This window comes from Bacillus glycinifermentans (assembly GCF_001042475.2).
Classification (GTDB): domain Bacteria; phylum Bacillota; class Bacilli; order Bacillales; family Bacillaceae; genus Bacillus; species Bacillus glycinifermentans.
Genome location: NZ_LECW02000048.1, coordinates 1 through 561, shown reverse-complemented (window position 1 = coordinate 561; position 561 = coordinate 1). Strand labels below are relative to the sequence as shown.

Annotated in this window: 1 pseudogene; it reads right to left on the bottom strand. The window is 42.6% G+C overall.

The features are described from left to right. Window positions 1-114 precede the first annotated feature (114 nt). A pseudogene (locus AB447_RS26415) lies at window positions 115-561 on the bottom strand (hypothetical protein); the annotation flags it as partial.

The window sequence follows — 561 nt, the reverse complement described above, 5'->3', positions numbered from 1 at the left end:
AACACAGCCCTATGCTGGCAAGCCGGGCACTGCGTATACCCCACGACAACACCATTCCTTCTTCTCTGCTCCTGTAACACGATTGTATGAACGTCTCCACAGTGCTCACATGTACTAAGAGGTTTCATGATCTTCCCCCTGATCATGGAAGTATCGATTATAAACGATTGCTTTTGTTCCAAACTTGCTTTCTCTATCAATGTATTCAAAGTCGATGTGTGTTGGATGAAAACCTGCATCATCATTCGGCAAGAATGAGAAATCCACTCTGACTTTATCTTTAACCTCTTTTCCTTTGTAAAAAATACGTGGTACTGAATCAATATCATCAAGCTCAATCTGTAGCAAAGGTGACTTATTCAGCGGTTCTGCTTCCAGATTATTTAAATCGCCTTTTGGAATAGCCTCTCCATCGAGAAGTACAGTTCCCCCATATTTGTGGCCAACATAATTCACAGCTTCTCTTATAGCGGATAATGAGTCTGGTTCTTCCCTCACAAATCCTGTTAACAGCACACCAAGCTTATGAAGCCTTTTAACAGCATCCCTCGGCACCCCTTC